The following is a 26,184-nucleotide window of genomic DNA, read 5'->3' on the forward strand; positions in this document are numbered from 1 at the left end:
GGGGAACTGCCCCGCCGCCGGCCCGCCTTGCTCAAGCAGACCAAGAGAGGGCAGAAAGACAGTGGCTGTAAGTCTGGACATCCATGCCGAACCGGGCGCTCTCGTCCTGGAGGGCGCCGAACGCGCGGACATCGAGCGGCTCGTCGAGCACCTCTCCGACGTCCCACCGCGGCTGGTGGACCACCCGACGTGGCTGGCCGCCGCCCGCGACCGCTCCTGCCGGCTGCCGGCCCGCGTGCTGGCGCAGCTGCGCCGCTTCCGCAGCGACCCGGGGCCGAACGGCTGCCTGCGGATCGCCGGGCTGCCGGTCAGGCCGGAGGGCCCGACGCCGGTCGAGGCCGGCTCGGTGGAGCGCAACGCGACCGCCTCGGCCACCCTGCTGGCGCTGTGCGTGCTGCAGCTCGGCGAGATCGTGGCCTTCCGGCAGGAGAAGTCGGGGGCGCTGCTGCAGAACGTGGTGCCCGTGCCGGGCCAGGAGTTCGAGCAGAGCAACGCGGGTTCGCAGCCGCTCCAGATGCACGTGGAGAACGTGCACCTGGAGCACCGGCCGGACTTCGTGGCGCTGCTGTGCCTGCGCAACGACCACGACGACCGGGCCGGGCTGCGGGTCTCCTCGATCCGCCAGGCCCTGCCGCTGGTCGGGCCGGAGCACCGGCGCGTGCTCGCCGAGCCGCGCTTCCGTTCCACCCCGCCGCCCTCGTTCGCGGGCGGCCGCGACCCGGTCCACGCCGTGCTGAGCGGCGCGGAGGAGGACCCGGACATCCGCGTCGACTTCGCCAACACCCACCCGCTGGACGCCGGGGCCGCCACGGCGATGGCCGCCCTGCGGCGGGCCGTCGAGGCCGTGCAGACGGACCTCGTCCTCGGCGCGGGCGACCTGGTGGTCGTGGACAACCGGGTGACCCTGCACGGCCGGTCGGCCTTCGTGCCGCGCTACGACGGCCGGGACCGCTGGCTGCAGCGCGCGTTCGTGCACGTCGACCACCGGCGGACCCGCGGCCTGCGGACGGGCGACGGCAACGTCCTGAGCTGATGGGAGCCAGTGTTGTGAACGCACCGAAGATCTCCGGGCGCCGGCTCCTCGACGACCTGGACATGCTCGCCACCTTCGGCGGGCGGGAGGACGGCGGGGTGGACCGGGTCGCGGGGTCGCCCGCCGACCTGGCCTCCCGGGTCTGGCTGGCGGACCGGATCACCGCCGCCGGGCTGCACGCCTGGACGGACGAGGTCGGCAACGTGTTCGGGCGGCAGCCCGGATCGCGCGGCCCGTGGCTGCTGACCGGCTCGCACACCGACACCGTGCCGGTCGGCGGCCGGCTGGACGGCGCGTACGGCGCCATCGCGGCCGTCGAGGTGCTGCGCACCCTGCACGAGGCCGGCCATCCGGCGGCCGCCGCGGTCGAGTCGGTCGGATTCTGGGACGAGGAGGGCGTCCTGCCGACCTCCAACGGCGGACTGGTCGGCTCCGGGACGCTGGTGGAGTCCGGGCACATCGACGAGATCACCGGGTTCGTCGAACTCCACGTCGAGCAGGGCCCCCGCCTGGAGAACCGGCGCAGCACGCTGGCGGCGGTGGAGGGCATCGTCGGGATCGACCGGTACCTGGTGGTCGTCCGGGGGCAGGCCAACCACGCCGGGACGACGCCGATGAACGTCCGCGCCGACGCGGGACGTGCCGTCGCGAAGATCGCGGCGCACCTGTGGGAGACCGCGAACGAGGTCGACGAGTCGATGGTGGTCAACGTCGGCGCGATGCAGCTGTACCCGGGCGCGCCGAACGTGGTGCCCGGGGAGGCCCACCTGACGGTGGAGTTCCGGGCCGAGTCGGAGCTGTCGCTGCTGCGGGCGGTCGAGCGCACCCGTGCGCTCGTCCGCCGGATCGGCACCGAGCAGGGCTGCTCGGTGGAGGTGTCCCAGCTGTCGCACAAGCCGGTGGTGCGCTTCCAGGACGGCTACGTCGACCGCATCCACGAGGTGTGCGTGCGGCACGACCCGTCGGCGGCCCGCCTGATGAGCTACGCCGGGCACGACGCGTCCGCGCTGAGCGCCCGGGTGCCCACCGGCATGATCTTCGTCCCCAGCACCGCCGGCATCAGCCACTCGCCGGTCGAGCAGACCCCGAAGGACGACCTGATCCTGGGCGCCCAGGTGCTGCTCGACCTGCTGGTGGAGCTCGAGTCCTCGCGTTCGCGCGCCGTTCCCGTCCACTCGGAGGCACGATGACCGGCTTCAGGAGAGTGGGCGTGTTCTGCGGAGCGCGGTCGGCCCGGCAGGAGTACCTCGACCTCGCCCGGGAGACCGGCCGCTGGCTGGGCCGCCGGCGGGTCGGCCTGGTGTACGGCGGCGGCGGGACGGGGCTGATGGGCGCGGTCGCCGAGGGCGCGCTGCTGGCGGGCTCGTACGTGACCGGGGTGGTGCCGCACCACCTGCTGAGCCTGGAGGGCCGTCAGCCGCCGGGTGTGGAGCTGATGGTGGTCGCCACCATGCACGAGCGCAAGGCGCTGATGTACCAGCTGTCGGACGCCTTCGTGGTGCTGCCGGGCGGCCTCGGCACCGCCGACGAGCTGATGGAGATCGCCACCTGGGCCAAGCTCGGCCTGCACAGCAAGCCGGTGTTCGTCGTCAACCACGGCGGCTTCTTCGACGGTCTGCTGGCCTGGCTCGACGTGGCGGTGGGCGAGCGGATGATGACCGCCGGGGACCGGTCGCTGATCAGGGACGTGCCCTCGCTGCACGCCCTCGACGGCTGCTTCTCCCCCGACGTGCCCGTCCCGGTCGCCGGTCTGGCGCCCGGTGTCCCCGGCTGACCCCGAGCGGGCAGCTGCACCGGCCCGGGCGGTCCGTCCGGGCCGGGAACGATCCGAGAGGAGGTTCCCGTGGAGTTCCTGCGCCCCGGCTGCTGGGAGGAGGCGCTCGCCGCCAAGGCCGAGCACCCGGCGGCCGTCCCGCTCGCGGGCGGCACCGACGTGATGGTGGAGATCAACCTCGGCCGGCGGCGGCCCGGGCAGCTGCTCGACCTCGGGCGGATCGGCGAACTGGCCGAGTGGGAGGTCGGCGAGCGGGAGGTCCGGCTCGGCCCGGGCGTGCCGTACGCCCGGATCGTCGCGGAGCTGGGCCTGGAGCTGCCCGGTCTGGCGCTGGCCGCCCGCGCCGTCGCCTCGCCGCAGATCCGCAACCGCGGCGGGGTCGGCGGCAACCTCGGCACCGCCTCCCCGGCCGGCGACGCCCACCCGGCGCTGCTGGCCGCGGGCGCCGAGGTCGAGGTGGAGTCGGTGCGCGGCGTCCGCCGCATCCCGATCGACGCGTTCTACACGGGCGTCAAACGCAACGCGCTGCAGCCGGACGAGCTCATCAGGCGGGTGCACATCGGCCGGGCGACCGGCCCGCAGCAGTTCTCCAAGGTCGGCACCCGCAACGCGATGGTCATCGCGGTCTGCTCCTTCGGGCTCGCGCTGCACCCCGGCAGCGGGACGGTGCGCACCGGCATCGGCTCGGCCGCGCCGACCCCGCGCCGGGCCGCGGAGGCCGAGGCGTTCCTGGCGGACGCCCTGGCGGAGGACGGCCTCTGGGAGAGCCGCGGGGCCGTCCCGCCGTCGGTGGCGAAGCGGTTCGCGGCGCTCGCGGCCGGTGCCTGCAGTCCGATCGACGACGTCCGCGGCACCGCCGGCCACCGCCGGCACGCGGTCGGGGTGATGGCCCGCCGGACCTTCCTGTGGGCCTGGGAGGCGTACCGCAAGGGCGCGGAGGGAGTCGCATGATGCGGGTGGGTTTCACCGTCAACGGCGTCCGGCGGACGGCCGACGGGGTGTGGGAGGGCGAGAGCCTGCTGTACGTGCTGCGCGAGCGGATGGGCCTGCCCGGCTCCAAGAACGCCTGCGAGCAGGGCGAGTGCGGCTCCTGCACGGTGCGCCTCGACGGCGTCCCGGTCTGCGCCTGCCTGGTCGCGGCCGGCCAGGCGCAGGACCGCGAGGTCCGCACCGTCGAGGGCCTGGCCGAGGACGGCCGGCCGGGCCCCGTCCAGCGGGCCTTCCTCGACGCGGGGGCCGTCCAGTGCGGCTTCTGCACACCGGGCCTGCTGGTCGCCGCCGACGAGCTGCTGGAGCGCGACGCGGCACCGGGCGACGCCGACATCCGCGAGGCGCTCGCGGGCAACCTGTGCCGCTGCACCGGCTACGAGAAGATCATGGACGCGGTCCGCCTGGCGGCCGCCCGGCGCCGGGAGGCGGTCTGAGGCATGGACACCCGGACACCGACGGCGGCGCGCCTCGCGCCCGCCGGCCTCACCCAGTCCGCCGCCCGGGGCGGCATCGGCGAGTCCGTCCGCCGCCCCGACGGCGTGCTGAAGGCCACCGGCGCCTTCGCCTACTCCTCCGACCTGTGGCACCGGGACATGCTCTGGGGGCAGGTCCTGCGCAGTCCGCACGCGCACGCGCGGATCCTCTCCGTCGACGCCTCCGCGGCGCTCGCGCTGCCCGGCGTGCACGCCGTCCTCACCCACGACGACCTGCCGGCCGCGCAGAAGCGCTACGGGCTGGAGATCGCCGACACCCCGGTGCTGGCCGACGGAGTCGTCCGCCACCACGGCGAGCCGGTCGCCCTGGTGGCCGCCGAGCACCCCGAGACCGCACGGCGCGCCGCCGGGCTGATCGTGGTGGAGTACCAAGCGCTCCCGCTCGTCACCGACGAGGCGTCCGCGGTCGCACCGGACGCGGTCGTGCTCCACCCGGACCGCGACGACCGCCATGCCCGCCGCGCCCCGCACCCGAACGTGCTGCACCGGCAGCCGATCGTCCGCGGCGACGTCGCGGCCGCGGCCCGGCGGGCCGACGTCGTCGTCACCGGCGACTACGAGTTCGGCATGCAGGACCAGGCCTTCCTCGGCCCGGAGTCCGGCCTCGCGGTGCCGTCCGGGGACGGCGGCGTCGACCTGTACGTGGCCACCCAATGGCTGCACTCGGACCGGCGGCAGATCGCCCCCGTGCTCGGCCTGCCCGAGGAGAAGGTGCGCATGACGCTGGCCGGCGTCGGCGGTGCCTTCGGCGGACGCGAGGACCTGTCGATGCAGATCCACGCCTGTCTGCTGGCCCTGCGCACCGGCCGGCCCGTCAAGATCGTGTACTCCCGCGAGGAGTCCTTCCTCGGCCACGCGCACCGCCACCCGGCGAAGCTCCACTACGAGCACGGCGCCACCCGCGACGGGAGGCTGACCCACGTCCGGTGCCGGATCGTGCTGGACGGCGGCGCCTACGCCTCGTCCACCTCGGCCGTCGTCGGCAACGCCGCCTCGCTCGGCATCGGGCCGTACCGGGTCGACGCCGTGGAGATCGAGGCGGTCGGCCTCTACACCAACAACCCGCCCTGCGGGGCGATGCGCGGCTTCGGCGCGGTGCAGGCCTGCTTCGCCTACGAGGCGCAGATGGACCGGCTGGCCGCCGAACTCGGCCTGGACCCGGTGGAGTTCCGGCGGATCAACGCGATGCGGCAGGGCGACCTGATGCCGACCGGCCAGCGGGTGGACTCCCCCGCGCCGGTGGCCGAACTGCTGCGGCGGGTCCGGGACATGCCGCTGCCGCCGCCGCTCGACACCGCCGACCCGGACATCCGCGACCTGCCGGGCGGGCTCGCCAACACCAGCCACGGCGAGGGCATCGTCCGCGGCATCGGCTACGCCGTCGGCATCAAGAACGTCGGCTTCTCCGAGGGCTTCGACGACTACTCCACCGCCCGGGTCCGGCTGGAGCTCCTCGGCGGCGAGCCGGTCGCGGTGGTGCACACCGCGATGGCCGAGGTCGGCCAGGGCGGCGTCACCGTGCACGCCCAGATCGCCCGCACCGAGCTCGGCGTCGAGCGGGTCACCGTCCACCCGGCCGACACCGCCGTCGGCTCGGCCGGCTCCACCTCCGCCTCCCGGCAGACGTACATGACCGGCGGCGCGGTGAAGAACACCTGCACGGCCGTCCGGGAGCGGGTGTTCGCGACGGGCCGGCGCAGGTTCGGCGGGGACCGCCCGGCCTGGGACGGCGCCGGGCTGCGGCTCGACGGCGGCAAGGTCGTCACCGCGGACGGCGAGGTCCTCGCCACCCTCGCGGAGGTGCTGGAGGGCGAGGAGCCGATCGACCTCGAACTCGAGTTCCGCCACCGGCCGACCGAGCCCTTCGACCCGGTCACCGGCCAGGGCTCCGGCCACGTCCAGTACTCCTTCGCCGCGCACCGCGCGGTGGTCGACGTGGACGTGGAGCTCGGCCTGGTGAAGGTGGTCGAACTGGCCTGCGCCCAGGATGTCGGACGGGCGCTGAACCCGCTCTCGGTGGTCGGCCAGATCCAGGGCGGCACCGTCCAGGGCCTGGGCATCGCGCTGATGGAGGAGGTCCGGGTCGACCCGGCGACCGCGCGGGTGCTCAACCCGTCCTTCACCGACTACCTGGTGCCGACCGTCCTCGACGCGCCGGCCGTCCCGGTCGACGTGCTGGAACTGGCCGATCCCGCCGCCCCGTACGGCCTGCGCGGGGTCGGCGAGGCACCGACGCTGTCCTCCACCCCGGCCGTGGTGGCCGCCGTCCGACAGGCCACCGGGAAGGCCCTCACCCGGGTCCCCGTCCGCCCCGAACACATCGTCGACTGAGAGGAGTTGACCCGGCATGCTGGACATCGCCGCCGAGCTTCACCGCTGGTGCACCGAGGGGCGCGACTTCGCCGTGGCGACGGTCGTTCAGGTCACCGGCTCCGCCCCGCGCCCGCCCGGCACGGCCCTCGCCGTCGACGCCGCGGGCACCGCGCTCGGCAGCGTCTCGGGCGGCTGCGTGGAGGCCACCGTCCACCAGCTGTGCCGGGAGGCGCTGGAGACCGGTGAGAGCGTGCTGCAGCACTTCGGGCACGCCGGCGAGGACCCGTTCGCCGTCGGCCTGACCTGCGGCGGCAGCATCGACGTCCTGGTGACGCCGGTGCGCCGCCGGGACGCCGTCCGGCCGGTGCTCGCCGCCGCACTGGCCACCGCCGCCGGGGGCGGGGCGGTGGCGGTCGCCCGGGTCGTCGGCGGGCCGGACGGCCTGCCCGGCACGGCCCTGCTGGTGCGGCCCGGCGGCGCCTACGAGGGCACCCTCGGTGCGGGCGGCGCCCTCGACGCGGCCGCCGCGGTGGAGGCCGCCGCACTGCTGGCGGCGGGCCGCACCCGGACGGTGGAGGTCGCGGCCGACTGCACCGACCGGAGCCGGCCGGTCCGGCTGCTGGTGGAGTCAAGCACGCCCCCGCCCCGGATGATCGTCTTCGGCGCGATCGACTTCGCCTCGGCGCTGGTGCGCATCGGCGGGTTCCTCGGCCACCACGTCACCGTGTGCGACGCCCGTCCGGTCTTCGCCACCCGCGAGCGCTTCCCGGAGGCGGACGAGGTGGTGGTCGACCGGCCGGACCGCTACCTCGACTCCCAGCTCGACCGGATCGACGGCCGCACCGTGCTGTGCGCCCTCACCCACGAGGCCAGGTTCGACGTGCCGCTGCTGGAGCGCGCCCTGCGGCTGCCGGTGGCCTACGTCGGCGCGATGGGCTCCCGGCGCACCCACGAGGAGCGGCTGGAGCGGCTGCGCGCGGCCGGCCTCTCGGAGCCCGAACTGGCCCGGCTGCACTCGCCGATCGGCCTCGACCTGGGGGCCTGGACGCCCGAGGAGGTCGCGGTGTCGATCGCGGCCGAGATCGTCGCCTGCCGGGGCGGCGGCACCGGCCTGCCGCTCGGCCGGGTCGGCACGCCGATCCACCGTCCGGCGGTCCACGGCGCACCGGCCCACCGTGCACCGGCCCGCGCCGGCCGGCCCCTCGCGGCGCGATAGGCCACCGATAGCGGCGTCCGGATACTCGGTGGCCGAGCGGTGGGCGACCCCCTCCGCGCGGCCCGAGTGCCTGCGTCCTGATCGCCCGGCAGACCCCTCACACCCAAGGAGTTGCGGATGACCACCGACCTCGGACTCGCGCCGTCGCACCCGGCCGTCGCCGAGCCCGGCCCCGGCGAGGCGTTCACCGACCACATGGTCGTGATGGACTGGACGGAGGCGGACGGCTGGTCCGCACCCCGGCTGAGCGGACTCGCCGACCTCTCCCTCCATCCCGGCACCCTCGGCCTGCACTACGGCCAGGTCGTCTTCGAGGGGCTCAAGGCGCACCGGCGCGCCGACGGCACGGCGGGCGTCTGGCGCCCCCGCGACCACGCGCTGCGGTTCCGCAGCTCCTGCCGCCGGATGGCCATGCCGGAGCTCCCGGTGGAGGCCTTCACCGACGCCGCCCACCGGCTGGTCCGCGCCGACGAGGGCTTCCTGCCCGCGGACGGCTCGCGCAGCCTCTACCTGCGGCCGCTGATGTTCGGCTCGGACGCCTCGCTCATGCTGCGCCCCTCGCGCACCTACCGCTTCCTGCTGATGGCCTTCGTGACCGGGGGCTTCTTCGGCGACGGGGTGGAGCCGGTCGCCGTCCACGTGAGCCGTGACCACGTCCGGGCCGTCCCCGGTGGCACCGGCGCGGTCAAGGTGGCCGGCAACTACGCCCCGACCTTCCTGGCGCAGCGCGCGGCGGAGGCCGCCGGCTGCCGGCAGGTCGTCTGGCTCGACGCCGCCGAGCGGCGCTGGGTCGAGGAGCTGGGCGGGATGAACCTCTTCCTCGTCCGCGGGCGCGGCGAGCGGGCCGAGGTGGTGACCCCGGAGCTGACCCGGACGCTGCTGCCCGGCGTCACCCGCAGCACCCTGCTGACCCTGGCCCGGCGCCTCGGCCACCGGGTGGTGGAGGAGCGGATCGCCCTGGACGAGTGGCGCGCGCAGTGCGAGGCCGGTGTCGTCACCGAGGCGTTCGCCTGCGGCACCTGGGCCGTCGTCACCCCGGTCGGCCGGGTGCGGGACGGGGACGGCGGCTGGACGGTCGGGGACGGCCGGCCGGGGCCGGTGACGACCGCGCTGCACCGGCTCCTCACCGACCTGCACCGCGGCCGCGTCCCGGACGAGGACGGCTGGTTCCACCCGTCGGCCCGCTGACCCACCCTCACCCACGGAGCGAGAGAATGACTGACTTGAGCATCACGGCCCGGTTCCGCCGGTGCTGCGAGCTGTTCGGCGACCGGGTGGCCCTGAGCGACGAGCACACCTCCCTGACGTACGCGGAGCTAGCCGCCGAGGCCGACCGGCTCGCCGCGCGGCTGGTCGAGCGGGGCGTGCGGGCGGGCGACGTGGTCGCCGTCCTCACCCGGCGGTCGGTCGACGGCATCGTCGCCCTGCTCGCGGTGGTCTCCGCCGGGGCCGCGTACCTGGCGCTGGACACCCGCTACCCGGCCGCCCGCACCGAGTTCATGCTGCGCGACTCCGGGGCGCGCCTGGTGATCACCCAGCGCGAGCTGGCCGACGGCCTCCCGGACGGGGTCGCGACGGTGTTCGCCGACGACCGCGCCCCGGCCGGGGCGCCGACGGGCGTCCGGGCGGCGGACCCGTCCGGCGAGGACCTGGCGTACGTGGCCTACACCTCGGGGTCGACCGGCACGCCGAAGGGCGTGATGGTGCCGCACCGCGGGGTGGTGCGGCTCGTGGTCGACCCGGACTTCGTCACGCTCACCCCGGAGGACGTCCTCCTCCAGATCGGCCCGGTGGCCTTCGACGCCTCGACCTTCGAGATCTGGGGGGCGCTGCTCAACGGCGCCCACCTGGTGGTCGCCCCGCCCGGCGACCTCTCGCTCGCCGAGATCACCGGGTTCGTCCGCACCTCGGGCATCACCGTGCTGCTGCTGACCACCGGTCTGCTGCACCAGGTGGTGGACCACGGCCTCGACGACCTCAAGCAGGTGCGGTACCTGCTCACCGGCGGCGACGTGCTCTCCGCCGACCACGCCGACCGGGCGGTCGCGGCGCTGCCGGGCACCGTCCTGGTCAACGGGTACGGCCCGACCGAGAACACCACCTACACCTGCTGCCACGCCTTCGACAGCCCGCTGCACACCCCCTCGGTGCCGATCGGCCGGCCGATCAACGGCACCTGGGTGCGGGTGCTCGACCCGGAGCTGCGGCCGGTGGCCCCCGGCGGGACGGGTGAGCTGTACACCGGCGGCACCGGCCTCTCCCACGGCTACCTCGGCCGCCCGGCGCTCACCGCGGACCGCTTCCTGCCCGACCCGGACGGCGACGGCGCGCGGATGTACCGCACCGGTGACCTGGTGCGCAGCACCGGGCCGGCGATCGAGTTCCTCGGCCGGGCCGACCGCCAGGTGAAGATCCGGGGCTTCCGGATCGAACTCGGCGAGGTCGAGGCCGCCCTCGCCGGGCTTCCGGCCGTCGCCCAGTACCACGTGGCCAGGACGGAGACCCCCACCGGCGGGCACGCGCTGCACGCCGCCCTCGTCCTGCGCAAGGAGCACCGGCAGACCTCGCTGCTGGAGCTGCGCCGCTCGCTCGCCGAGGTGCTGCCCGTCTACGCGGTGCCGTCCCTGATCACGGTGGTCGACGAGTTCCCGCTGACCGCGAACGGCAAGGTGGACGCGGCGGCCCTCGCGGCCCGCACGCGCAGCCGCAGCCCGCAGCTGATGACGGAGTACCGCGGACCGGGCTCCCCGGCCGAGCAGGCCGTGGTGAGCCTCTGGTCGGACCACTTCGGGGTGGCGGGCATCGGCGCGGACGACGACTTCTTCGAACTGGGCGGGCACTCCCTGCTCGGCGTGAAGATCATCGCCGAGCTCCACCAGGCGTTCGGCGTGGACATCTCGCCCCGGGACTTCTACTTCGACCCGACCCCGGCAGGCATGGCCCGGCTGGTCGCCGAGCGGGCGGCACGGTGAGCACGACCGCGAAGCGGAGCGCCTCCCTCCTGCTCCCCGTCCTGGCCGCGAACGCGGTCTCGGTGGCCGGCACCCGGCTGACCGCCATCGCCGTCCCGTGGCTGGTCCTCACCACCACCGGCTCGGCCACCCGCACCGGTCTGGTGGCCGCCTGCGAACTCACCCCGCTGGTCGTCTCCAAGGCGCTCTGCGGCCCGGTCATCGACCGGCTCGGCTCCCGCCGGGTCAGCGTCTGCGCGGACCTGCTCAGCGCGGCCGCGGTGGCCCTCGTCCCGCTGCTGCACCTGGCCGGCCTGCTGAGCTTCCCGGTGCTGCTGGTGCTGGTCGCCGTCGCCGGGGCGGCCCGCGGGCCGGCCGACACCTCGAAGTTCACCCTCGGCCCGGACATCGCGGACGCCGCCGGGCTGCCGCTGGAGCGGGTCACCGGGCTGGTCAGCGCGACCGAACGGACCGCCATGATCATCGCGCCGGCCCTGGCGGGCGCCGTCATCGGCGTGGCCGGACCGGCCAACGCCCTGCTGCTGGACGCGGCGTCCTTCCTGGTCTGCGCGGTCGCCGTGGGCGTCTGGGCGCCGAGGCGCCGCCTCCCGGCGGCGGAGACCGCCGGCGAGCCCGCGGCGCCGGAGCCGTACCTCGCCCAGCTCCGCGGCGGCTGGACGTTCCTCACCTCCGACCGGATGGTGCGCTCGCTCGTCGCGATGGTCAGTGTGACCAACCTGGTCGACGCCGCGTACAGCGCCGTCCTGCTCCCCGTCTGGATCCACGACCACGGCTACGGGGCCCTCGAACTCGGCCTGATCGGCTCGGCGTTCTCGGTGACGGCCGCCGGGGCCGCGCTGCTGGCCGCCGCGTACGGCGAGCGCGTGCCGCGCCGGACGGCCTTCCTGGTGGGCTTCTTCCTCGGCGGCGTGCCGCGCTTCGCCGTGATGGCGCTCGGCGCACCGATGTGGTGCGTGGTCGGCGTCGCGCTGGTCGGCGGCTTCGGCTCGGGGTTCATCAACCCGATCCTCAGCGCCGTGTTCGTCGAGCGCATCCCGCGCGACCTGCTGGGCCGGGTCAGTTCCCTGGCGGAGGCGGCCGCCTGGGCGGGCATGCCGCTCGGCGGGATCCTCGCCGGTTCGGCGATCGCCGCCGCCGGGCTCGCGCCGGTGCTGGTCACGGCCGGGGCCGTCTACCTGGTCGCCGTCGTCGTCCCCGGGCTGCTCCCGCAGTGGAACGGGATGGAACGCGGCAGCGGCCCGACCGACGCGGTGCGTCCCGCACCGCTCGAACCGCAGCAGACCCAGTCAGGAGCGTGACCGCATGACCACCCGCACCGAGCAGCTCGCCGTGTCCGGCACGGACTTCGTCACCAGACTCTTCGAGGTGATCGACGGCCGCCGCTGGGACGAACTGCCCACCCTCTTCGCCGAGGACTGCACCTACCACCGCCCCGGCTACGAGGCGATCAGCGGCCTCGACGCCGTGCTGCGGTTCTACCGCGAGGAGCGGATCATCAGGGACGGCCGGCACGAGATCGAGCACGTCACCGCCTCGGACTCCTCGGTCGCCTGCTGGGGACGCTTCCGCGGGGTCGGCAAGGACGGCCGGCAGCTCGACGAGCGGTTCTCCGACCTCTACCTCCTCGACGGCCGCAAGATCAGGACCCGCCGCACCTACTTCTACCGCCCAGCCATCTGAGGCGGCGTCGAAGGCACCCGGGCGTCCCACGACCGGGGTTCGGAGGCGCGCCCCACCGGCCTCTTGGGCCTTCCGTTCCGACCAGTGAAGACCGCCCGTGTGCGCAGATCAGGGGGAGACTGACGTGACCAGGATGAGCGTCGTGCTCGTTGCGGAGGACGCCTTCGTCCGCAACGGCATCAGATCGATCCTCGGCAACGAACCATCGGTCCGGGTCGCCGGGGAGGCGGCGAACGTCAGCCAGGCGTGCCGGCTCGGCACCCAGCTGGAACCGGCGCTCTTCGTCGTCGACATGCCGGTGGTCAAGGACCGGGACACCCTGCTGGGGCAGGTCCGCCGGCTGGCCGCGTCGGGCCACGGGGGCTCGGCCTCGGTGCTCGTCCTCGGCTCCGACCTGCGCCGGATGGATCTGGACGTGCTCCGGCTCGGCGGCTGCGCGATCATCCGCCGGCAGGTGGCCGCCGGCGAACTCGGTCCGGCCGTGCGGCTGTTGGCGTCCGGCTACCTGCCGGTCGAACAGTCCCTGGTGCAGCAGCTCGCGCACACCGCACCGAGGCTCGGCGCGGTGCCCACCCTCACCGAGCGCGAGCAGGAGGTGCTCCACCTGCTCGCCCGGGGGATGTCGAACGCCGAGATCGCCGCCGAGCTGGGCGTCGCCGGCTCCACGGTGAAGTCCCACGTCCAGGAGATCTTCGGCAAGTTGGGCCTGCGCAACCGGGTGCAGGCCGTCATCTACGCGTACGAGTCCCGGGCCGCGGCGCCGGTCGCGGCCCGGAGGATGGGAGCCTGACATGGCCGGGAACTGGCTGCTGCGCCGACCGCGGACGGACTCGACCGCACGCCTCTTCTGCTTCCCCTACTCGGGCGTCGGCGCCTCGATGTTCAGCCGGTGGCCCGAGGAGATCGACGGCATCGAGGTGTGCCCCGTCCAGCCGCCCGGCCGGGAGAACCGCTCACGCGAGCCGCACTACGGCAGTTACGAGCGCTTCGCCGCCGACCTGGTGGAGTTCCTCCGGCCTTACCTGGACCGGCCGTTCGCCTTCTTCGGGCACTGCGCCGGCGCCCTGCCGGCCTTCGAGACGGCCTGCCGCCTCGCCGAGACCGGGCTGCCCGCACCCGCGCAGCTCTACGTCTCGGCCCAGGTGGCGCCGCACGACTGCCCGTACGACCGGTACCTCGACCTCGACGAGGAGCAGCTCCGAGCGGAGATGAGCAACCTGGTGACCCTGCGGGGCGGCACCCCGCACCCCGTCCTGATCGACCTGGCCCTCGAAGTCCTGCACGAGGACCTGGCGGTGAACCGGGTCTACCGGCGGCCCGCCCCGGTGCGCCTGCCCGGCCCCGTCACCGTGCTGGAGTGGACGGAGGACACCGAGATCAGGCCCGACCAGATGGCCGGCTGGCGGCAGTACGCCGGGGCCGTGGAGCACGCCGCCCTGCCCGGCGGGCACTTCGACTTCCTGGCGGCGCCGCCGCTGCTGCTGAAGACGCTGTCCTTCCGCTGACGGCTGCGCCGCCGTCTCAGAGCCAGCCGCGCTCCGTCGCCCGCAGCGCGGCCTGGAAGCGGGTGGCGGCGCCGAGCCGGGACACCAGGCCGGCCACGTGGGCGCGGTACTTGCGCAGCGACATGCCGAGCGCGCGGGCGGCGGTCTCGTCCTTGTCGTAGGCGGCGAGGGCGTGCAGCACCTCCGCCTCGGCCTCGGTGAGGTCGAGGCCGTCCAGCTCGGCCGCCCGCCGCCACAGCCGTTCGAAGAGGTCGACCAGGACGGAGACGATGCCGGGCTGGCGGATCTCCAGGGTGCCGGCGTCCGGACGGCCGGGGCTGACCAGGACGAAGGCGATCCGCCGGTCGACGATCAGCATCGGCCGGAAGGGTTCGGCGCTCACCCGGTGGAGGTCGCCGTGACCGTGCCACTCGCGGGCGTAGGCCAGCTCCTGCGGGTCCCGCAGCGCCCCGGTGCCGACCATGGTGCGGCTGACCAGTCCGTCGGCCAACCGCCGCCGGTAGGTGCGGGCCGCCTCGTCCGAGTAGGGGAACCGCCCGCGCGGCAGCGGCTTGGCGTTCATGATCTCGGCGCGGTCGAACATCGCCCGGACCCGGTGGCTGACCTCCTCGGAGTCCTCGATGCGTTCGACGAGCTCGACCGCACGCCCCTGGCGGGCCTCCTCGGCGAGGTCCCGCACCGCGTCGAAGGCCGTTGCCAGGCGCGCCAGTTCGCGCGAGGTGCGCTCCACCCGGCGGCGCACCAGCAGGTCGACGGCGGCGGCGGGCGGCAGCGGGATCCGGTGGCCGTCGAGCAGGCCCAGCGCCTGCAGTTCGTCGAGCACCTGCGGCACGCCGGGCACCCCGAGCTCGGCCGCCGCCTCGGCACTGCCGGCCCGGGGTCTGCGCAGCAGGTAGCGGTAGAGCCGCTCCTGATCGTCCGTCAGCCCCGGTTCCGTCAGGCTCATCGCCGCCCCCGCCCCCGTGCAACTTCCTGCACGAAGTCTTGCACCTTCTCCCGGTTCCGCCGTACGGGGGCACTCGGGAGGATCGGGACGACTCCCCCGGCACCGTCCCGCGCCGGGCGGACCGGGCGGACCGGGCCCGGACCGGGTCACCGGACGGAACGACCACCAGGAGAAGCCACCGTCATGGGATACGTCCCCAGTTTTGTGCCGTGGATCGCCGTCGCCGTGCTCACCGGCTCGGTCGACATCCGCTGGGCCGCCGCCGCCGGCCTCGTCCTGGCCGTCGGCCTGGTCGTGGTGCGGCGCCGGGCCGGCCTCGGACGGGACGCCCTGGTGATCGAGGGCAGCGCCGTCCTGTTCTTCGCGGTGTACACCGCCGCGGCCGTCGCCGCGCCCGGCTCGGCCCTCGTCACCGGGTACGGCCAGCCGCTCTCCTCGCTCTGGCTGGCGGCGACCGCCTGGGGCTCGCTGGCGGTCGGCCGGCCGTTCACGCTGGGCATCGCCCGGGCCCGGGTGCCCGAACACCTCTGGCGCAGCCCGCTGTTCCTGCGGGTGAACCGCCACATCACCGCGGTGTGGGCCACCGCCTTCACGCTGTCGGGTGCGGGCGGGGCGCTGCCGCGCCACTACCGGCCCGAGGCGGGCACGGCCCGGACGGTGCTGACGGTCGCCTCGTTCGTGCTGCCGATCCTGTTCACCGTCCGCTACCCGGAGATCGCGCGCGCCCGGCGGGCCGGCGCCGGGGAGAAGGCCGCGGACTGACCGCCTCCCGGAGCCGCGCGGGGGGGGGCCGCGGGCCGGTGTCAGCGGCGGGCGGCGGTGCGGCGCGCGGGCGGGGTGATGCGCACGCGCCGGGTGGCGGGCGCCTTCTCGATGTCGTCGAGCTGGGCCGTGACGGTGCTGCGCAGGTCGTCGTAGTCCTCGAAGCAGTGGTCGTTGAACAGGGTGTGGCCCGTCCACATCAGGTTGGCGCACACCTGCGCGGGCACCTGCCCGGTCTGCGCGCCCATGCCGACCAGCGCCACCGAGCGGATGCTGCCCGGCGCCGCGGCGTTCTGCCGGTGCACGGCCTGGAACGCGGCGGCGCAGGCCAGCGCCACGTTGAGGGTCTGGCTGACGTTCTGCGAGGAGGACTCCATCGTCGGCGCCGAGATCAGGAACCTCGGGTTGACCGCGCCGGAGGGGACGCAGACGGCGCTGCCGACCGGCAGCCGGCCGGCGAACCCGTCCCGGATCGCCCGCTGCACCCGCAGCTGGATCCCGGCGCCGAGGTGCCGCTTGATCACCGCGTCGACCCCGCCGTCCATCCGGCCGCGGGAGTTGGTGGGGGTGACCCAGGCGTCGACCTGCTCGTCGAGGATCGAGCCGCGGTGGATCTCGACCCCGGGGGTGTCGGCGAACGCGGCGCGCCAGGACTCCACCACGGTGGTGTTGATGTCGGTCAGCACGACCCTCAGCGGCGGCTGCAGCGGGTTCTCGGTCATGGTTCGGCTCCTCCCGGACGAGCGGTCTTCCGTCGTCCATGAACCTAGGGGGCGGCACCGACAGCGCCGCCGGGTCCGCTCGGCGCCGCGGTCGGTTGTCACTCGCGGACGGTAGGACTGGAGTCGCCGTCGGGGAACTGACGGTCCGTCCCCGCCATCCGTTCGCACGGTTCGACGATTCCGGAGCAGCGCCACCATGACCGAGGCCACCACCCCCGCCCAGCCCGACCCGAACGACCCGCTGGCGCTCACGGAGCTCTTCACCGGCGGCGGCGAGCCGTGGCTGCCGCTGCTGAAGCCGGTCGTCGAGGCGCAGGCCGACGCGGCCGCGTTCATCGGCCCGAACCGCGGCCCGGCGGTCGTCCCCGTCCGCGAACTCACCTTCCAGGCGCTCAAGCCGCATGCGCCGCACAAGTGGAAGGTGGTCGTCTTCGGCCAGAACCCGTACCCGCGGCCGGAGAGCGCCACCGGCATCGCGATGTTCGACAACACCTTCCACGACTGGAAGGACAGCCAGTTCGGCCGGGTCGTCAGCATCCGCTGCCTCATCAAGGCGGCGGCGATGTGGAAGTACGGCATCCCGAAGAAGACGCCGATCGCCGACGTCCGGGCGCTGCTGAAGGAGCGGGACACCGTCCAGCCGCCGGAGTGGTTCCAGGCGATGCTCACCCAGGGCGTGCTGCTGCTGAACGCGGCGCTGACCGCGAGCGGCGACGGCTCGGTGGGCGCCGACCGGCACACCGCGTTCTGGCGCCCGGTCGCCGAGCGGATCGTCGAGGAGATCCTCCGGGCCAAGCAGGACGCCGACGAGGCGGACCGCAGCGTGGTGTTCGCGTGGTGGGGCGCCCATGCGCGGAACCTGAAGAAGGTCGTCCTGGAGCTGCAGCAGAAGTACCCGGGGGTGGAGGTCCGGCACATCGACCACGCCAATCCGGCGGCGCAGGGCGACATCTTCTGTGACGGCGACCACTTCGACATGGTGAACACCGCGCTGGCGTCCATGGGCGCCGATCCGGTGGACTGGCTGCCCAGCACGGGGTGGAACGCCCACACCGCGGACGGCGGCGGCGCGGACGGCGACGGCACCGCGGAGCGGATGGGCGCGTTCATCGCCTCCACCATGGAGCTGCACCAGCTCTACCTGGACCGGCTCGCGAGCGTCAAGGACGAGGGCCTCGAACTGCCGGAGATCACCGGCGTGTTCGACACTCCGCTGATGGACTTCCGGGACGCCGTCGCCCCGGTGGCGGCGCTGCTGCGCGGCCTGGACCGGCACGTGGAGCGGTCGTACGAGTTCGGCAAGCGGCGGGCGGACGAGGCACCGGGCGGGCTGTCCGCGGACGCCGTCGCGGCCGTGTACCTCTACACCTGCGAGTCCGCCTTCTACCGGGAGATCAACGCCGTGCTGCGGTCGCCGGACCGGAGCCGGCTGGTGCCGTACCTCGCCTATCTCCGGCTGCTGTTCTCGGCCGTCTCGCAGCTGCCGGCCCGCACCGGGCCGCTCTGGCGCGGCGTCGCGCTGGACCTGCGCGCCCAGTACCCGCTGGGGCGGACGGTGACCTGGTGGGGCGTCTCCTCCTGCACCTCCGAGCCCGGCGTGGCCCGGGGCTTCCTCGGCAGCCGCGGCAGGCGGACCCTCTTCGAGGTGGTGCCCTCCCGTGCCGTGGGCATCCGCGACTTCTCGGCCTTCACCGGCGAGGAGGAGTTCATCCTGCTGCCGGGCACCCAACTGGAGGTGACGGAGGTCCGCAGCGAGCGCGGCGGCCTGTGCACGGTGCGGCTGACGGAGGTCGCGGAGGGTCCGATGGTGTCCTGAGCGACGGCGGCGGCCGGGTCCGGGACCCGGCCGCCGGCCCGCGGCCGGTCGCCGTCAGAAGTCGCGGAGGCGGCCGAACGGGACGATGGACGTCCAGGAGCCCTTCGTCACCTTGTAGATCGAGGCGACCTGGTTGTGGGTGTCGCCGAACTCGTCGAAGGAGACGTCGCCGGTGACACCGAAGAAGGAGACGTTCTGCAGCGCGTCCGCGACGGCCTTGCGCAGGTCGGCGCCGGCGAGCTCCTGGTTGGTCTGCCGGGCCTTGGCGACGGCCTGGATCACCGCCCAGGTGGAGTCGTAGCCGTACGGGCCGAAGGGGCCGGGCTCCTCCTTGTAGCCGGCCGCCTTGTAGGCGTCGAGGTAGCCGAAGGCCGAGGCGAGGCCCTCGACGGAGATGCCGGGCTGGCTGGCGAGGTCGCCGTTGGAGGACGTGCCGGCGGCCTTGATGAAGCCGTCGGTGTGCAGGCCGTCGCCGCCGGCCAGCGGCACCTTCACCCCGGCGGCCTTGAGCGCCGCGGAGAGCGGTCCGCCCTCGGGGTGCTCGCCGCCGTAGTAGACGATGTCCGGGTCCTGCGCCGCGACCAGTTGGGCGATCTTCGCGAAGTCGGTGGTGCCCGGCTTCACGGTCGTGCGGTACACCACCTTGCCGCCGACCTCCTCGAAGGCGGTCGCGAACTCGGCGGCGAGGTTGCTGCCGTAGGCCTTGGTGTCGCTGATCACGGCGGCGCGGCCGGCCTTCAGCCGGCTGTGCGCGTAGTGGGCGAGCAGCGGGCCCTGCACGGCGTCGGTGGTGACCGTCCGGAAGTAGGTCGGGTACTGGCGCTTCTTGCCGTTGGCGCGGTAGTCGGCGCCCCAGGTCAGCCCCGGTGCGGTGTTGGACGGGGAGACCTCGGCGAGGCCGGCCTGCGCCATCACCGGCGCCATCAGCAGCGCGCCGGAGGAGGTCAGCGGGCCGACCACGCCCATCACCCGCGGATCGGCCACGAACAGGTCGCCGTTGGACTTGGCCTTCTGCTCGTCCGCCTCGTCGTCCTTCGCGTCGAGCACGAACTTCACGCCTGGGACGACGTTCTTGGCGTTGGCCTTGGCGATGGCCAGTTCGGCGGAGTTCCGGATACCGAGCCCCAGGTCGGCGAGCTTGCCGGTCAGCGGGCCGTCGACGCCGATCACCACGGTGACGGTCGATCCGGAGCCGAGCACACCGGACGAACAACCCGACAGCAGCACGGCGCAGACCACACCCAGGGCGGACGCCCTGGGCCTTGAGAATCCGGTCACTGGCACATCCCTTGCTGAGTGGGTTTGCTCATGGGACGCCGGACCGCGCGCCGACCGGGGGCCGCTGGTGGCGGCACGGGCGCGCAGGGAGGGGCGACGGCTGTCCGGGCCCATGAAATCCGCACGGGGGCACGGCAGTCGGCACCTCTGTGGACGGTCCGGCGAGGGACGGCGGCCCGGCTGCCGGCGGCACTGCCGACATGTCCGGATCACCGACCGGCGTCCATGGGGCGCGACCCTATGGTCTGTCACCGGGAGCGTCAACGGGTTCGTCCGAACACAACCGGTGACGGCGAGACACCCGCCGAGCTGCCGGATTGGCCCGGACGGCCCGGAGCGGGGACCCACTACCGGCCGGTACGACCGACCGGTAGGGTGCCGCAGAGCCGTGCGCGGGTCCCGGCCGGCGGCTATCCCGCCATGGGCCGGTACGGCACCGGGGCCGGGCGTTCGGCCGCCGCCCGTTCGCGTGCGTAGAGCTGTGCGAGCAGCGGGATCTCGTACAGCGCCGCGTGCGCGGTGACTTCGCCGAGCCTGCAGTGCAGGACGGAGACCTCGATCATGCTGTCCAGCACCCGGCGGGCGACCTCCTCTCCGCAGCCGAGCACGGACATCGCCTCGGCGAGGGTGAACAGCGGGCGGGGCAGCCGGCCGAAGGCGCACAGTACGGCGCGCACGACGGCGGGCAGTCCGGCCCACCAGACGGCGAGTTGGCGGCGGACGGCGAGGTCGCCCGCGGCGAGTTCGTCCAGCAGGGCCGGGCTGCGGGCCAGCCGGGCCGCGTACTCGGCGGCCGAGAGCTGGTGCAGCACGGCGAGTTTGGTGCCGCAGACCCGCACCGCGAGCGGCAGCCGGCCGACGCCGTCGACGATCCGTTCGGCGGCCTGCCGGTCGCCGCGGATGCGGCCGTCGCCGACGATCCGGTCGAGCAGTTCGACGGCCTCGTCCGAGGCGAAGGGTTCGAGCTCCAGCCGCTGGACGGGGCCGAGCCCGGCCAGTCGCGTCCGGCTGGTGACCAGCACGGCGCTCGGCCCGGAGCCGGGCAGAAGGTGGCGGATGCCGCCCTCGTCGGGGGCGTCGTCCAGGACGAGCAGCAGGCGGCGGCCGGCCAGCCAGGACCGCCAGAGCGCCGCGGCCTCCTCCTCGTCCTCCGGGACGGACCCCACCAGGCCGGTGGCGCGGCAGAGTTCGGCGAGCAGCGAGGCCGGGTGGCGGGGTGTGCCGTCCGAGCGCCGCAGGCGCACGGTGAGACAGCCGTCCGGGAAGCGGCCGGCCAGGCGGTGCGCGACGTGCACGGCGAGGGAGGTCTTGCCGACGCCGACCGGGCCGCTCACCACCACCCGCCGGCCCTCGCCGGCGAGCAGGGCGGTCAGCCGGGCGACCTCCTCGCGGCGGCCGGTGAAGTCCGGCAGGTCGGCGGGCAGGACGGTCTGCGGGACGCGCGGTGCACCGGGGGCGGCCGCCCGGGGCGCGGGCCCGGCCGGGCCGCTCCCGTCCAGCATGCCGCGGTAGAGCGTCTCCAGCGCCGGGCCGACCCGCAGCCCGAGTTGGCGGGCCAGGTGCTGGCGGAGGTCGTCGTAGACGGCGAGGGCGGCGCTCTGCCGCCCGGAGCGGAACAGGGCGGTCATCTGGGCGGCGCAGAGCCGTTCCCGCATGGGGTGTTCGGCGACGGTCTCGGCGAGCGCCTCGGCGACCGCGGGCGCGTGGCCGAGGTCGAGTTCGGCCTCGGCCCAGTCCTCCAGCACGGCGAGGCGGCGCAGTTCGCGCCGTTCGGCCCGGTCGCGCAGCAGCTCGGAGTGGCCGAGGTCGGCGAGGAAGGGCCCGTGCCACAGGTCGAGCGCCTCGCGCAGCAGGGCGGCGCCGTGCGCGCCGGCGCCGAGGCGGATCGCCGACTGTCCGGCGCGGGCGAGCTCCTCGAAGCGCAGGACGTCGAGTTCGGCGGCGGCGACGCGCAGTTGGTAGCCGGTGTGGTGGTGCACGATCCGGTCGCCGTCGGTGGTCTCGCCGAGCAGTTTGCGCAGGGCGGAGACGTAGGCCTGCAGGTTCTTGCGGGCGGAGCGCGGCGGTTCGTCGCCCCAGACCGCCTCGGTGAGCAGGTCGACGGAGACGGCGGCGTTGGGGTGGCAGAGCAGGGCGCCGAGGACGAGGCGCTGTTTGACGGGGCCGAGCGGCAGCGGCCGTCCGCCGGCCTCGACGAGGAGTTCGCCGAGCACCCGGAAGCGCAGGTCGGCCGTGGCGGGGCGGCCCGCGCGGTCGGCGGCGGCGGACAGGTGGTCCAGCGTCACAGGTGCTCCTTCGGGAGGGGTGCGGGCAGGAGCGGTGCCGGGCCGTTCGGCCGGCCCGGGTCACGGGTCGACGGCCGGACGGGGTCCGGTCGGTGCGGCGGGGCGGGGCGGGCGCGCCGGCGGCACGCACGGGCTCGGGTGCCGGGGCTGCGGGGCGCCGTGGAACGGTCGGCGCAGAAGGGTCGGCGCGGCGGCCTCGCGGATGCGGCAGGAGGTGCAGCGGCACCGGGTGCAGCGGCGGGCAACGTCCCTACGGCCAAAGGGAGTCGGCGCGCGGCTCGAACTCGGCGAGCACTTCACGGGCGCGGCGCAGGTGCACCCGCCGGCGGGCGGCCCGGACGAGGAGGGCGATCCCGACGGCGACCGGCAGGGCCGCCGCCAGCAGGGCGCGCGGCAGGAGGTGCAGGCGCTTCATCGGGGTCGGTCCGTCCTCTCAGTGGCCCCAGGCGGTGTCCATCGGCTCCTGCGGGTCCTCCGGGTCGCCGCCGATGATGCCGCCGTGGCCGTGGCCGCCGGAGACCGGCGTGGTGGTGGGGGTGGGCGTGGCCGGGGCGGTCACGGCCGGGGCGGGGGTGCCGTCCGCGGCGGCCGCCTGCACCGCGAGGACGGGCACGCCGAACACGGCGAGGCCGGTGGCGACAGCGGCGGAGACGGCCAGCGTGCGGGCACGGTTCATCGGTTCCCCTTGGTGTGTGGAGTGCGGCTCGTCCGTTGTGGGCCGGACGGCTTCGACACCCGGAAGCCTGCCGCGCCGGCGGGGGCGGGCCAAGGGGTGACGGGCTGCAGCTTGCTGCATGCAGCAAGCCACCCCGCGGGACGAATCGGGCGGATCCGCCGCTACACCAGCATAGTTACCAACTAGTAGGCCTGCTGGTCGACGGGCAGCCCGGTGTGCGCCGCGAGGAAGGCCAGGCTGTCGGCGAGCAGGTCCACGGTGGCGCCGATGCCGCGCTCGCCGTGCCCGAGGCCGTACTCCTGACGCAGCAGCACCGGGCCCGGACCGCTGCTCGCGGCCTGCAGCGCGGCTGCCGTCTTGCGGGCGTGCAGCGGGTCGACCCGGGTGTCGCCGTCCGCGACGCCGAACAGCACGGCCGGGTAGCGGACCCCGTCGCGGACCCGGTGGTAGGGCGAGTAGCCGTGCAGCACGGCGAGTTGCTCGGGGTCGGCGGCGGTGCCGTACTCCTGCGACCAGCTCGGGCCCATCCCGGACAGCTCGTAGCGCACCATGTCGAGCAGCGGGGCCACCGCGACGACGGCGGCGTACCGGTCGGGTCTTCTGGTGAGCGCGGCGGCGACGGTGAGGCCGCCGTTGGAGCTGCCGATCAGGGCGAGCCCGCCGGGCGGCGTCCAGCCCTCGGCGGTCAGGTGCGCGGCGGCGGCGTCCAGGTCGTCGAAGGTGTTGTGCTTGAGCTCGCGCCGCCCGGCCCGGTGCCACTGCTCGCCCTCCTCGCCGCCGCCGCGCAGACAGGCGAAGGCGTAGACGCCGCCGGCCCGCACCCACGCCAGCGCCTGGACGGCGAACCCGGGCAGCACGGACGCGCCGAACCCGCCGTAGCCGCTCAGCACGGTCGGCCGGGGGCGGTCCGGCCGGCCGGTCGGCGAGACGACGAACATCCGCACGGGGGTGCCGTCGTGGGACGGGTACACCAGCAGCCTCACCTGCGCGCCGCCGGTGTCGGGCGCGCCCTCGGGAGCGGCCCACAGCGCGGTCGTGCCGGTCGCCGCGTCGTGGCAGAGCACCTGGTTGGGCGTCACGTGGTCGGTGTAGCCGAACCAGACGCGGGTGCCGCCGTCCGGGTCGGTGCGCAGCGGTCCGACCGCGCCGGCGCCGGGCAGCGCCGCCCGGTCGTACCGGGTGCCGTCGGCCGCGTCGTGCAGGGTGACCTCGGCGACGCCGTGCCGCGTCCGGGTGACGGCCAACAGGGTACGGCCGGGCTCGGGCCCGTCCAGGACGGCGAGGTCCTCCAGCACCGCCTCCGGGTCCTCGGGCAGCAGGACGGTGCGGTCGTCGGGGCGGGCCGGGTCGGCGGTCTCGATCCGGCCGCGCGGGGCGCCGTCGCGGGTGAGCAGGTAGAGCCGGCCGCGCCGGACGGTGGCGGTGGTGCGGGCGTCCGCGGCGAGCCGGAGTGTGCTGAAGTCCGGCCGTTCCGGGCCGGTGGCGGCGAGGTCGGCGAGCCGGACCTCGGTGCCGGGCGAGGCACCGGCGGTGGCGGTGACGATCAGCCAGCGGCCGTCCTCGCTGACGGAGACGGCGTAGAACTGCCGCGGGTCGCGGCCCTCGCCGAACACCGGGACGTCCTCGGCCGGGTCGGTGCCGACCCGGTGCAGCCAGACCCGGCGGTGGTAGCGCTCCTCCCCCGGATGCAGTTCGGGCGGCAGCCGCCGCACGTAGTAGAACGCCCCGCCGCCGGGCAGCCAGGCGATCGCCGAGCGCCGCAGCCGGTCGACCGGGCCGTCCAGGACGGCGCCGGTGGCGACGTCCAGCACGTGCAGCACGGAGTCCTCGGTGCCGCCGGTGGAGGTCTGCACGGCGATCCGGGCGCCCTCCCGGGACGGCGCCCAGGCGTCCAGCACGGTGCCGCCGGACGGGTCCAGGGCGAGCGGGTCGAGCAGGGTGCGCTCGGCACCGTCCTCGGTGACCACCAGGGCGGGCCGGTCGGCGCCGGGGCGGCCACGGGTGTGGAACCGCAGGCCGCCGCAGGTGACGGGGGCGCTGACCGAGCCGGTGTCGAGCAGGCCGGTGAGGGTCCGGTGCAGGTCCGCGAGACCGGGCCAGCCGGCCCGGTGCGCGCGGAACAGCTCCTCCTGGGCCCGGCACCAGGCGACCGTCGCGGGGGCGGCGGCGTCCTCCAGCTCCCGGTACGGGTCGGCGATCCGCAGGCCGTGCAGCTCCTCCACCAGCTCCCGCCGCGGCGCGGTCGGGTACACGGGCAATCCGGTCACGGTCGGCACGGTCACGGCGGCTTCCTCGGTCGTGGTGGGGGTAGCTCATGGGGGCTGGGGGAGAACTGCGCAGTCCGGGGTGGGCATGTCGACGGCACGGGACAAGCCCCGATCCGCACGGAGGCCCGCATCCGAACTGCACAGCCCCGCGCCCCTGGGGCGATCGGCCGTCTCAGGCGGCGACGGCGGTGCTCCCGTCCGGGGCGGGCTCCGGGGCGGGCTCGGTGGCCGGTTCCTTCCGGGGCGTGCCGAGGCCGGACTCGCGGAGCATCGGGACGGCGGCGACCGCGGTGGTGGCGGCGATCAGCGCGGCGATCAGCAGCCAGGTCTGCGGAATGCCGAGGCCCTCCAGGGCGAGGCCGGTGAGGACGGGTCCGACCGCGGCGAGCCCGGCGATCAGCAGGTCGGCGGCGGTGCTGATCCGGCCGAGCAGGTGCCGCGGGGACTGGCTGATGAGCGCCTGGCCGACCACGATGCCGGCCGGCGGCGTGAGCAGGATCAGCAGGACGAGCAGCGGCCCGACCACCCAGGGCAGTGCGGTGAAGGCGATCACGGCCGTGCCGCCGGCCCACACCGCGCCGATGACCAGGAAGAGCTGCCCCGGCCTGAGCACCTTGAGGACGCGCGGTGCGGCGAGCGAGCCGAGCACGGCGCCGACGCCGGCGCAGGCGAGCACGGTGCCGATGGCGGTGCCGCCGCTGCCGCCGTCCCGGAGGGTGACGACCATGGCGACCTCGGAGGCCGCGCCGACCAGGTTGAGCAGGGCGCCGAAGAGCAGTGCCCGCAGCAGGGCGGGCTGCCGGAGCAGCCAGCGCAGGCCGGCGGTGGGGCTGTTGTCGGTGCGGGTCCCCGGTTCGGCGGGGGCGGGGCGGGTGGCCATCCGCAGCAGCAGCACGGCGGAGACGGCGTAGGAGGCGGCGTCCGCGGTGAACGGCAGGATCCGGTCGACGGTGAACAGCCAGCCGCCGAGGAAGGGGCCGATCAGCGAGGCGGCGGCCAGCGCGGCCTGGTCCTTGGCGAGCGCGTCGGAGAGGTGCTCCTCGGCGACGACGTCCCGGACGGCGATGGTGGAGGCGGGGGCGAAGACCGCGGTGGCCACGCCCTCGACGACGGCGACGGCGAGCAGCTGCGGGTAGCCGAGCACGCCGAGTCCGGCGGCGGCCGGGACGGAGCCGACGGCGACCAGGCGGACGAGGTCGGCGCCGAGCATCAGCCGCCGGCGGTCGACCTTGTCGGCCAGCTGTCCGGCGGGGATCCGCAGCAGCATCCTGGTCAGCAGTGAACAGGTGGCCACCAGTCCGGCCCGGGCGGCGCCGCCGCCGAGGGAGAGCACGAGCAGCGGGAACGCGATCAGCGACATCTGGGAGCCGAGCGTCGACAGCGCCGAGCCGATCCAGTACCGCCTGAAGTCCCTGTTCGCGCTCAGCACTCCGGGTTCAGCCATCGTCCACCTCC

The 26,184-nt window shown here is 75.0% G+C and carries 23 protein-coding genes; 15 read left to right on the forward strand and 8 right to left on the reverse strand.

From position 1 onward, the window contains the following. Positions 1-61: 61 nt before the first annotated feature. From IE98_RS0131820 to IE98_RS0131880, 13 genes are all read left to right on the forward strand, one after another. Positions 62-1,033, forward strand: coding sequence for a TauD/TfdA family dioxygenase (locus tag IE98_RS0131820; protein WP_052391240.1), 972 nt, complete (start codon positions 62-64; stop codon positions 1,031-1,033). A gap of 14 nt (positions 1,034-1,047) precedes the next feature. Further along, the gene (locus IE98_RS0131825; protein WP_052391241.1) at positions 1,048-2,223 is read left to right on the forward strand and encodes a Zn-dependent hydrolase; all 1,176 of its coding nucleotides are present in this window, start codon (positions 1,048-1,050) and stop codon (positions 2,221-2,223) included. Continuing rightward, complete coding sequence (locus IE98_RS0131830) at positions 2,220-2,807, forward strand: TIGR00730 family Rossman fold protein (protein ID WP_030275009.1); 588 nt, start codon at positions 2,220-2,222, stop codon at positions 2,805-2,807. Before IE98_RS0131825 ends, IE98_RS0131830 begins: the two co-directional genes overlap by 4 nt. Before the next feature lie 69 nt (positions 2,808-2,876). Next, the gene (locus IE98_RS0131835; protein WP_030275010.1) at positions 2,877-3,758 is read left to right on the forward strand and encodes an FAD binding domain-containing protein; all 882 of its coding nucleotides are present in this window, start codon (positions 2,877-2,879) and stop codon (positions 3,756-3,758) included. After that, positions 3,758-4,231, forward strand: coding sequence for a (2Fe-2S)-binding protein (locus tag IE98_RS0131840; RefSeq protein ID WP_030275011.1), 474 nt, complete (start codon positions 3,758-3,760; stop codon positions 4,229-4,231). Before IE98_RS0131835 ends, IE98_RS0131840 begins: the two co-directional genes overlap by 1 nt. A gap of 3 nt (positions 4,232-4,234) precedes the next feature. After that, positions 4,235-6,622 carry a xanthine dehydrogenase subunit D gene (pucD, locus tag IE98_RS0131845; protein ID WP_030275013.1) on the forward strand — a complete coding sequence of 796 codons (2,388 nt, stop codon included), beginning with the start codon at positions 4,235-4,237 and terminating at the stop codon, positions 6,620-6,622. Between the two features lie 16 nt (positions 6,623-6,638). Further along, a complete protein-coding gene (locus IE98_RS0131850; protein ID WP_030275015.1) occupies positions 6,639-7,820 on the forward strand; it encodes an XdhC family protein in 1,182 nt (393 codons plus the stop codon). A 117-nt stretch (positions 7,821-7,937) separates the two neighbouring features. Beyond that, complete coding sequence (locus IE98_RS0131855) at positions 7,938-9,008, forward strand: branched-chain amino acid aminotransferase (protein WP_030275017.1); 1,071 nt, start codon at positions 7,938-7,940, stop codon at positions 9,006-9,008. A 26-nt stretch (positions 9,009-9,034) separates the two neighbouring features. After that, a complete protein-coding gene (locus tag IE98_RS0131860; RefSeq protein ID WP_030275018.1) occupies positions 9,035-10,792 on the forward strand; it encodes a non-ribosomal peptide synthetase in 1,758 nt (585 codons plus the stop codon). Next, positions 10,789-12,090: an MFS transporter gene (locus tag IE98_RS0131865; protein WP_043175609.1), complete on the forward strand. Its 1,302-nt coding sequence runs from the start codon at positions 10,789-10,791 to the stop codon at positions 12,088-12,090. The genes IE98_RS0131860 and IE98_RS0131865 overlap by 4 nt, the downstream gene beginning before the upstream one ends. A gap of 4 nt (positions 12,091-12,094) precedes the next feature. Next, positions 12,095-12,472, forward strand: a complete 378-nt coding sequence (locus IE98_RS0131870) for a nuclear transport factor 2 family protein (protein WP_052391242.1) — start codon at positions 12,095-12,097, stop codon at positions 12,470-12,472. 133 nt (positions 12,473-12,605) lie between these two features. Next, positions 12,606-13,262, forward strand: coding sequence for a response regulator transcription factor (locus tag IE98_RS0131875; protein WP_043175633.1), 657 nt, complete (start codon positions 12,606-12,608; stop codon positions 13,260-13,262). Between the two features lies 1 nt (position 13,263). Then, positions 13,264-13,977: a thioesterase II family protein gene (locus tag IE98_RS0131880; protein WP_030275025.1), complete on the forward strand. Its 714-nt coding sequence runs from the start codon at positions 13,264-13,266 to the stop codon at positions 13,975-13,977. A 16-nt stretch (positions 13,978-13,993) separates the two neighbouring features. On the opposite strand, the gene IE98_RS0131885 is transcribed toward IE98_RS0131880, so the two are convergent. Next, the gene (locus tag IE98_RS0131885; protein ID WP_030275027.1) at positions 13,994-14,923 is read right to left on the reverse strand and encodes a hypothetical protein; all 930 of its coding nucleotides are present in this window, start codon (positions 14,921-14,923) and stop codon (positions 13,994-13,996) included. 183 nt (positions 14,924-15,106) lie between these two features. Here IE98_RS0131885 and IE98_RS0131890 point away from each other — a divergent pair, with 183 nt between their 5' ends. Further along, a complete protein-coding gene (locus IE98_RS0131890; protein WP_030275029.1) occupies positions 15,107-15,685 on the forward strand; it encodes a hypothetical protein in 579 nt (192 codons plus the stop codon). A gap of 41 nt (positions 15,686-15,726) precedes the next feature. On the opposite strand, the gene IE98_RS0131895 is transcribed toward IE98_RS0131890, so the two are convergent. Beyond that, complete coding sequence (locus IE98_RS0131895; RefSeq protein WP_030275031.1) at positions 15,727-16,407, reverse strand: macro domain-containing protein; 681 nt, start codon at positions 16,405-16,407, stop codon at positions 15,727-15,729. A 196-nt stretch (positions 16,408-16,603) separates the two neighbouring features. Here IE98_RS0131895 and IE98_RS0131900 point away from each other — a divergent pair, with 196 nt between their 5' ends. Further along, on the forward strand, positions 16,604-18,223 hold the full coding sequence (locus tag IE98_RS0131900; protein WP_030275033.1) for an ADP-ribosyltransferase domain-containing protein: 1,620 nt from the start codon (positions 16,604-16,606) through the stop codon (positions 18,221-18,223). A 54-nt stretch (positions 18,224-18,277) separates the two neighbouring features. Here the strand turns inward: IE98_RS0131900 and IE98_RS0131905 are convergent, their stop codons facing one another. From IE98_RS0131905 to IE98_RS0131930, 6 genes are all read right to left on the reverse strand, one after another. Next, a complete protein-coding gene (locus tag IE98_RS0131905; protein ID WP_159401140.1) occupies positions 18,278-19,501 on the reverse strand; it encodes a branched-chain amino acid ABC transporter substrate-binding protein in 1,224 nt (407 codons plus the stop codon). A 410-nt stretch (positions 19,502-19,911) separates the two neighbouring features. After that, a complete protein-coding gene (locus IE98_RS0131910) occupies positions 19,912-21,786 on the reverse strand; it encodes an AfsR/SARP family transcriptional regulator (RefSeq protein ID WP_234443754.1) in 1,875 nt (624 codons plus the stop codon). 250 nt (positions 21,787-22,036) lie between these two features. Then, on the reverse strand, positions 22,037-22,201 hold the full coding sequence (locus IE98_RS49615) for a hypothetical protein (protein WP_159401141.1): 165 nt from the start codon (positions 22,199-22,201) through the stop codon (positions 22,037-22,039). An 18-nt stretch (positions 22,202-22,219) separates the two neighbouring features. After that, positions 22,220-22,462 (reverse strand): hypothetical protein, encoded by a 243-nt coding sequence (locus IE98_RS48455; RefSeq protein ID WP_030275042.1) that lies wholly within the window; start codon positions 22,460-22,462, stop codon positions 22,220-22,222. A 182-nt stretch (positions 22,463-22,644) separates the two neighbouring features. Then, positions 22,645-24,729 carry a prolyl oligopeptidase family serine peptidase gene (locus IE98_RS0131925; protein ID WP_030275044.1) on the reverse strand — a complete coding sequence of 695 codons (2,085 nt, stop codon included), beginning with the start codon at positions 24,727-24,729 and terminating at the stop codon, positions 22,645-22,647. Positions 24,730-24,901: 172 nt separating this feature from the next. Beyond that, positions 24,902-26,173, reverse strand: a complete 1,272-nt coding sequence (locus IE98_RS0131930; RefSeq protein ID WP_078661468.1) for an MFS transporter — start codon at positions 26,171-26,173, stop codon at positions 24,902-24,904. Positions 26,174-26,184: the final 11 nt, after the last annotated feature.

Source organism: Streptomyces sp. NRRL B-24484 (assembly GCF_000717715.1).
Taxonomy (GTDB): domain Bacteria; phylum Actinomycetota; class Actinomycetes; order Streptomycetales; family Streptomycetaceae; genus Kitasatospora.

Excerpts from the sequence above, each read along its gene's own strand:
- IE98_RS0131850 (WP_030275015.1), top strand. The coding sequence starts at position 6,639 with ATGCTGGACATCGCCGCCGAGCTTCACCGCTGGTGCACCGAGGGGCGC.
- IE98_RS0131885 (WP_030275027.1), bottom strand. The coding sequence starts at position 14,923 with ATGAGCCTGACGGAACCGGGGCTGACGGACGATCAGGAGCGGCTCTAC.
- IE98_RS0131930 (WP_078661468.1), bottom strand. The coding sequence starts at position 26,173 with ATGGCTGAACCCGGAGTGCTGAGCGCGAACAGGGACTTCAGGCGGTAC.
- IE98_RS0131890 (WP_030275029.1), top strand. The coding sequence starts at position 15,107 with ATGGGATACGTCCCCAGTTTTGTGCCGTGGATCGCCGTCGCCGTGCTC.
- IE98_RS0131860 (WP_030275018.1), top strand. The coding sequence starts at position 9,035 with ATGACTGACTTGAGCATCACGGCCCGGTTCCGCCGGTGCTGCGAGCTG.
- pucD (WP_030275013.1), top strand. The coding sequence starts at position 4,235 with ATGGACACCCGGACACCGACGGCGGCGCGCCTCGCGCCCGCCGGCCTC.
- IE98_RS0131880 (WP_030275025.1), top strand. The coding sequence starts at position 13,264 with ATGGCCGGGAACTGGCTGCTGCGCCGACCGCGGACGGACTCGACCGCA.
- IE98_RS49615 (WP_159401141.1), bottom strand. The coding sequence starts at position 22,201 with ATGAAGCGCCTGCACCTCCTGCCGCGCGCCCTGCTGGCGGCGGCCCTG.
- IE98_RS0131870 (WP_052391242.1), top strand. The coding sequence starts at position 12,095 with ATGACCACCCGCACCGAGCAGCTCGCCGTGTCCGGCACGGACTTCGTC.
- IE98_RS0131855 (WP_030275017.1), top strand. The coding sequence starts at position 7,938 with ATGACCACCGACCTCGGACTCGCGCCGTCGCACCCGGCCGTCGCCGAG.
- IE98_RS48455 (WP_030275042.1), bottom strand. The coding sequence starts at position 22,462 with ATGAACCGTGCCCGCACGCTGGCCGTCTCCGCCGCTGTCGCCACCGGC.
- IE98_RS0131895 (WP_030275031.1), bottom strand. The coding sequence starts at position 16,407 with ATGACCGAGAACCCGCTGCAGCCGCCGCTGAGGGTCGTGCTGACCGAC.
- IE98_RS0131840 (WP_030275011.1), top strand. The coding sequence starts at position 3,758 with ATGCGGGTGGGTTTCACCGTCAACGGCGTCCGGCGGACGGCCGACGGG.
- IE98_RS0131875 (WP_043175633.1), top strand. The coding sequence starts at position 12,606 with ATGAGCGTCGTGCTCGTTGCGGAGGACGCCTTCGTCCGCAACGGCATC.
- IE98_RS0131900 (WP_030275033.1), top strand. The coding sequence starts at position 16,604 with ATGACCGAGGCCACCACCCCCGCCCAGCCCGACCCGAACGACCCGCTG.
- IE98_RS0131830 (WP_030275009.1), top strand. The coding sequence starts at position 2,220 with ATGACCGGCTTCAGGAGAGTGGGCGTGTTCTGCGGAGCGCGGTCGGCC.